General features: G+C 65.4%; 5 protein-coding genes. 2 read left to right on the forward strand and 3 right to left on the reverse strand.

Features of this window, described 5'->3' with window-relative positions:
- Positions 1 to 110: 110 nt before the first annotated feature.
- From ACLQ7E_RS14770 to ACLQ7E_RS14780, 3 genes are all read right to left on the reverse strand, one after another.
- Positions 111 to 1,109 carry a hypothetical protein gene (locus ACLQ7E_RS14770; RefSeq protein ID WP_411733334.1) on the reverse strand — a complete coding sequence of 333 codons (999 nt, stop codon included), beginning with the start codon at positions 1,107 to 1,109 and terminating at the stop codon, positions 111 to 113.
- Between the two features lie 255 nt (positions 1,110 to 1,364).
- Positions 1,365 to 1,613 (reverse strand): SCO4226 family nickel-binding protein, encoded by a 249-nt coding sequence (locus ACLQ7E_RS14775; RefSeq protein ID WP_411733335.1) that lies wholly within the window; start codon positions 1,611 to 1,613, stop codon positions 1,365 to 1,367.
- A gap of 970 nt (positions 1,614 to 2,583) precedes the next feature.
- Complete coding sequence (locus ACLQ7E_RS14780) at positions 2,584 to 4,719, reverse strand: RecQ family ATP-dependent DNA helicase (protein WP_411733336.1); 2,136 nt, start codon at positions 4,717 to 4,719, stop codon at positions 2,584 to 2,586.
- Between the two features lie 119 nt (positions 4,720 to 4,838).
- Between ACLQ7E_RS14780 and ACLQ7E_RS14785 the strand changes: the two genes are divergently transcribed.
- Both ACLQ7E_RS14785 and ACLQ7E_RS14790 read left to right on the forward strand, forming a co-directional pair.
- Complete coding sequence (locus ACLQ7E_RS14785) at positions 4,839 to 6,260, forward strand: phosphomannomutase/phosphoglucomutase (protein ID WP_411733337.1); 1,422 nt, start codon at positions 4,839 to 4,841, stop codon at positions 6,258 to 6,260.
- Entirely contained in the window at positions 6,257 to 6,739 is a 483-nt protein-coding gene (locus ACLQ7E_RS14790; RefSeq protein WP_411733338.1) for a hypothetical protein, read from the forward strand. The genes ACLQ7E_RS14785 and ACLQ7E_RS14790 overlap by 4 nt, the downstream gene beginning before the upstream one ends.
- Positions 6,740 to 6,789: the final 50 nt, after the last annotated feature.

A 6,789-nucleotide genomic window follows, 5' to 3' on the forward strand; every position in this document is an offset into this window, starting at 1 on the left:
ATCCAGACCAGGACTCGCCCCCAACATCAAACCGCGTGCGTTTGGCCCCTCGGGGAGCCAAACGCACGCGGCCACGAATTCGCATCCGGCGACAAGGCCGCCAGCGGCCCCTACTTGTCTCCGTCCCCGAATGCATTGAGTAGGGTACGCACCATCTCGTCGGGGAGACCCGTGTGGCGGACAACGATGGTCGTGGCCTCGTCGAGTTCGCCCAGGCGCAAGTGGTCCAGCAGTTCCGTGCGTTCGGGCTCCACCAGGTCATTGATGCTGAATTTCACTGCACCGTCCGGGCCTTGTCCCTCAAAGCTGAAGTCGGCGATGTTTGCAGTCGGGGTCTTGCCGCCACCCAATGGGGAGGCCGCAAGCATCCGCAGGATCTCGGCCTGCTCCAGGCCGGAGTGCTTGGCAATGAGCGCCGCAGCTCCCGGCAGGTCCTCGTCGCGAACCAGGGAAAGGAACTGGTCATATTCGGCCGGCGGCAAATCTTCACTGGCAAACTCGCGGGATTCCCCGTCAACTAGGTAGGCGACCTTGAATTGAGTGGAAGTCCGCTCCGATTTGCTGCCAAACGCCTCGGACCATTCGCTAGGCACCACCCAGGGGTCCTCGGGGCCCTCCGGGCTTTCCGTGCCTTCCGGGCCAGCCACCGATTCCTGCGACAAGGCTTCCTCGGCCGGAGATACAGGCTTCGGCGAAACCGGAATTTCGGCCGCCGCGTTGGGTGTCTGCGGCTCGGATGCTTCGGGTTCCTCGGCCTTGGTCGCCTGCCGTTCGGCCTCGAGCTGCTGGGCAATCGTGGGTCCGTTGGTGGGTTCCTTGCGGATCTGGGGGTAACGCTCCAGGCTTCGCACCGCGATGATGCTGGCCTTGTACCCGGCACCGGTCATGGCCTTGTAGTTTTGCACCGCGGCCATGAAATCACCCTGTGCCAAGGACTTGTAGACGGCGCGGTGGCCCTCTGCGGTCAGCCGTGCTGCGGCCGACTGTGCCGATTCCGGGGTAATTGCGGCAGAAACCTCGCCCGAGTTCTTGACGCGCAGCTTCTTTAGCCCGATCCACGCAAGTCCGATAATGAGCAGCGGGACGACGACCCAAAGCAGAATTTCCATGTCTCTAGCCTACGGCCCGCCGAGACACAGTGCAGAACTCGGAGGCCGCAAGATTCTGCCGGTCGCTACCTAATTTGCATGGCTTCCCTCGTACCTCGTCCTCGGACAAGGACCGCCTAGGGACAGCGCGGTCCCCACACGTCGCAGGACATGCAAACGGGGTGCGTCGCCTCCGAAAATCGGCGGCAACACACCCCGTGTCCCCTCATTCACTTTTGCCAATATGCGGAATCTTCGTCGCTTTGGGACGAAGATTCAGACGGCCAGCGGAACCTCGTAGATTTCGTCGGCCAAGTGACCCGCGCGCTCGTGGACCCGCTGAACCGCTTCTTTTGACGGCCCTTCGGACAGGCAGAAAATCTTCCCGCTCACCGGATCTGCCCACGCGTTCTTGAACTCCACGCCCTCCTCGCCCTGGAGGGCGAGATCGGCCGCGTGCGCGGCCTTGAGGTCGGCCGCAGACAAACCCTGCATGTGGTTGTGCACGTCCATGAATTCAGCCATAGCAACACTTCCTTGGATTGAGGCAAACGCTTTCGTGAATCTGCGTTCGCCTCATTTTGACACCATGGCTGTCCTGAAGGAAGAGCAGGAAACGCAGCGATGGTGCCGATCAAGGATCTTCGCAGCGGAATGCCGGCGGCCGAGACCCGACACGCAGGTTCCGGGGTTTATGCGAAGCCGCCATGACCCACTGCGCGGCGCTTCCCCGACAGCCGCCAACCGGCCTCAGATGCCACCTTCCGTGCGGGGACGAGGTCGTTGCCAAGCCGTGCCGGTACCTCGGCCGACGATTTCCATGCACCGGGGAGATGCTGGACCAGCTCCGCATCGGGCGGACGAATGGAGCCCAGATAGACCCATCGCGCAGTGCGCATCTTGAATCATCGATTCATTTCCACCGCTAAGGAGCAAGCAGCATCGGCCTCACGCCGGTGACAACGTCCGACCATGGACAGACCGCGTTGGCACGAACCAAGATGGTGTCATGTCCAAGTCCATCCGCTGGTGGGGGGAAGGGAATCCCGGCAATGAATCTGACGTACATTCCGGTCCGCCGTCGGGGATGGTGCGGAACCATCCTTTGGGCACTCCTGGTTGTGGCATCGGTGGTCTTGACGGCCATTGGCCTGTGGAGGTCAATGTTCATCACCGGTTACTTCCCGACAACGATTTTCGAAGAGGACGCACGGGTTGGCAGTCTCTACATACTTGCCGGTTCCACAGCCTCGTTGATGGCAGCCGGTTGGTCATTCCGGCGTGGTCACCCTCGCTGGGTAACCGCATGCGTTGCAGCCCCCGCCGTTCTGGTCGGTGGCGTTGCCACGGTGTCGCCCCACAGCATGCTGCGGCACGTCGCGGCCCTCGGGGCATTCCCCGCTGCCATTTCGGGAATCATCGGCGGACTGCTGGAACGGGGATACCAACGGGTCCGCTAGGTGCAGCGGCAAGATCTCACCGCCGAGATCCAGGATCAGCCAGCCACACCCAGCACGAATGGAAGCACGCCGGGGGCACCAGCCCCGCGCAGGATCCTGGCCGCTTCGGTCAATGACCACCGGCTGTCGGCCAGGTCATCAAGCAGCAGGACCGGACCCGGTGCACCTGCCAACTTCTCGGCCATTTCGGCGGGAACCACAAATTGGTCCCAGACCGCGGCGAGCCTGAAGGCCGAGTTTCCGCCCGAGCCGCCACGCGGGCCGTGGTCGCGGTATTCGAGTTGCCCCAAATACGGCAGCCGCCCGATGGTTGAAATGCCCTGGGCAAACGATCCCACCAATTGCGGGCGGTTCCGCGATGGCATGGAAACCACGGCGACCGGGCGGGTGGACCATTTCCACTCGCTGAGCACCTTGACGCAGGCGTCCAGCATCGCCTGTGAAATGGGGGCGTCAGGCTCGTCCGAAGTTTCCAGCAGTGCCCGCAACCGGCCGCCCCAGCCCAGGTCGGTCAGTCGCGCCAGCGCCCGTCCGTCCTCGGCCTGGAACTCGGGTTTGATCTTGCCCTTGAGCTGCACACCAAGCTTTTCCATGCCGCCGGGGTACATCCGGCGGGCTTCGACCAACGCACCAACCCTGCCCAACGCGGTCTGTGCCGAGTCCTTGGCCGAGTCCTGGATGTCGTCCCTGAACCAGACGCCGGCGCAGTTGTCGCACCGGCCGCACGGTGCGGCGGCCGGGTCATCCAGTGCCCGGGAGAGGAATTCCATGCGGCAGGTCTTCAGGTTCTCGTAATCGAGCATCGCGTTTTGCTCGGCCACGCGGGCGGCCGCCACCCGGGTGTAGCGCTCGGCGTCGTAGAACCACTGGGCGCCGGAACGGATCCAGCCGCCGGAGACGCGTTCCACCGCACCGTCCACGGCCAGCACCTTGAGCAGGAGTTCGAGTGGCGTGCGCTTGATGTTGACCCGGGCCTCGAGAGCGGGCACCGAGAGCGGCCCCTGGGTTGCGCCGAGTTCCTGCAGGACGGCGTGCGCCTTTTGCTCGTCGGGCATGGAGCTGGTGGCAAAGTAGCGCCAGATTTCGCGGTCCTCGGGGCCCGGCAGCAGCAGCACGTCGGCGTTGATGCTGCCACGGCCGGCGCGGCCCACCTGCTGGTAGTAGGCCACCGGGGAGCTGGGCGCCCCGACGTGGATGACGAAGCCGAGGTCCGGCTTGTCAAAGCCCATGCCGAGCGCGCTGGTGGCCACCAGCGCCTTGACCTCGTTGTTCTTCAGCGCGGTTTCGGCGCGGTGGCGTTCCTCGGTGTCGGTGCGTCCCGAGTACGCCAGCACCTTGTGCCCGGCCTCGGCCAACAGCCGGGCGATGTCCTCGGCCGCGGAGACCGTCAGCGTGTAGATGATGCCCGAGCCGTGGAAGTCGTTCAGGTGCGTGAGCAGCCAGGCGAATTGCGAGCGCGGCGAGGCCAGTCGCAGCACGCCCAGCCGCAGGGACTCGCGGGCCAGCGAGCCGCGCAGGGTGAAGACCTCGGCGCCACCCACGGCCAACTGCTCCTGCACGTCGTGGACCACCCGCTCGTTGGCGGTGGCGGTGGTGGCCAGCACCGGGACGTTGCCGGGCAGCGCGTGGATGAGGTCCTTGATGCGGCGGTAGTCGGGGCGGAAGTCATGGCCCCAGTCGGAAATGCAGTGCGCCTCGTCAATAACCAGCAGCCCCATCCGTGCCACCAGCGCGGGCAGCTGGGTGTCGCGGAAGACCGGGTTGTTCAGCCGTTCCGGGGACACCAGCAGCACGTCCAGCTCGTCATTGTCGAGCTTCTGGGCAATGGATTGCCAGTCCAGGGCGTTGGCGGAGTTGATGGCCTCGGCCCGCACCCCGGCCCGCGCGGCGGCGGCAACCTGGTCGCGCATCAGTGCAAGCAGCGGGGACACGATCAGCGTCGGTCCGGCACCGCGGGCCCGCAGCAACAGCGAGGCCACGAAGTATACGGCGGACTTTCCCCAGCCCGTACGCTGCACCACCAGTGCTCGGCGTCCCCCGGCAACCAAGGCCTCAATGGCCTCGAACTGGCCGTCATGGAACTGCGCATCGTCCCGGCCGACCAAGGAACGCAGGATGGAGGTGGCAGCGGAGCGCAAGTCCGAATCAATGCTGGGTGTAAAGGCGTCCATGGACCCCAGTATTCCAGTGTCCACCGACACTTGCCCGCACACGGGGTATCCGCGCCCTATGCAACTACTCACCTACACGACGCGAAATCCGCGCCCCGACACACCAACCGGATAAGCTCATGGGTGTGAGTGTGGAAATAGAACTTTCTGAGTCCTTCAAGGCCTATGACGTGCGCGGCATCGTCGGGGCCACCATTACCGCCGAGGCGGTCGAAGCCATTGGCGCCGCATTCGTCGACGTCTTGGGTCTGGCCGGCCAGGACGTCTTGGTGGGCGGGGACATGCGTCCCTCCTCCCCGGAATTCGCCGCCGCCTTCGCCCGCGGAGCGGCCTACCGCGGCGCCAACCCGAAGATGTTGGGGCTGATTTCAACCGACGAGCTCTACTTCGCCGCCGGGTCGCTGAACAGCGCCGGGGTGGTGTTCACCGCCAGCCACAACCCCTCTGCCTACAACGGCATCAAGATGGCCAAGGCCGGGGCCGTGCCGGTGTCCTCGGACACCGGGCTCTTTGACATCCGCGACCTGGCCCAGAGCTACCTCGACGAGGGCCTTCCGGTGTCCACCGAGGCCCCCGAGGGCACCGTCAGCGAGATCGACGTGCTGGCCGACTACGCCGACTACCTGCGCTCGCTCGTGGATCTCTCGGGCATCCGCCCGTTGAAGGTCGTGGTGGATGCGGGCAACGGCATGGGCGGGCTCACGACCCCCGCGGTGCTGGGCGACACCCTGCTACCGGGGCTGCCGCTGGAAATCGTCGAGATGTACTTCGAGCTCGACGGCACCTTCCCCAACCACCCGGCCAACCCGCTGGAGCCGGAGAACCTGCGCGACCTGCAGGCGGCGGTGCTCAAGCACGGTGCCGACATCGGACTGGCCTTCGACGGCGATGCCGACCGCTGCTTCGTGATCGATGAGAAGGGTGCCCCGGTCTCCCCCTCCGCGATCACCGCCCTGGTGGCGGTGCGAGAGATCGCACGGGCCCAGGCCGCGGGCGAGGACACCCCGGTGGTCATCCACAACCTGATCACCTCCCGCGCCGTCCCAGAGGCGGTGGCCGCCGCTGGCGGGCGCCCGGTGGTCACCCGCGTGGGGCACTCCTTCATCAAGGCCGTGATGGCCGACGAGGGCGCGGTCTTCGGCGGGGAGCACTCGGCCCACTACTACTTCCGCGACTTCTACAACGCTGACACCGGCATGCTTGCCGCCATGCACGTGCTGGCGGCCCTGGGCCACCAGGACACGCCGCTGAGCGAGTTCGCCGCCGAGTACGAGCCCTATGTTTCCTCCGGGGAGATCAACTCCGAGGTCGAGGACAAGGCGGGTGCCGTGGCCCGCGTGCTCGCCGATTTCGCCGGTGCACCCGTGGAGGTCGGCCACATGGATGGCACCACCGTCACCGCCCGCGACGGGTCATACTGGTTTAACCTCCGTCCATCCAATACCGAACCCTTCCTGCGCTACAACGGGGAAGCAAAAGACACCACGACCATGGAATCCATCCGCAACCAGGTCCTCTCAATCGTCAGGAGCAACGCATGAGCACCCCAGAAAACAAGATCACCGAACTCGACGACGCTGCCCAGGCAGAGCTGAACAAGGTCCTGGGCACCGCCCTGGGCGTGGCCCGCGAGCAGCTGGAGGAGCAGGGTGTGTTCCTGCCCTTCGCCATCGCCGTTGAACCTGCCAGCGAAGAAAACGCCGAACCCGAGCTGCGCCTGCTGGCCGTCCAACCCACCGAGGACCTGGACGACCCGGAAGCCGACATCGACGCCGAGGTCATGATGAAGGACCTGGTCCAGCTGCTGGCCGACCAGCGCGATTCCTTCAACGCGGTTGCGTTCGTCTCGGATGTCACCTTGCTGGACGACGGCATGGACGCCGTCCACGTGCTGGCCGAGCACCGCGACGGCGCTTCGATCGCCATTGTGCAGCCCTACACCGCCCCGGACCCGGAAACCGGGATCTGGGAGTTCTCCGAGCCCAGCGCCGAGGGCGGCCAGATCCAGGTCTGGGTCTAGCTCCCGATAGCCTTCCGGCCTGTGGCCCGGAACCCAAGTACCTTGGGTTC

This window comes from Paeniglutamicibacter sp., from assembly GCF_046714615.1.
In the GTDB taxonomy this organism is placed as follows: domain Bacteria; phylum Actinomycetota; class Actinomycetes; order Actinomycetales; family Micrococcaceae; genus Paeniglutamicibacter.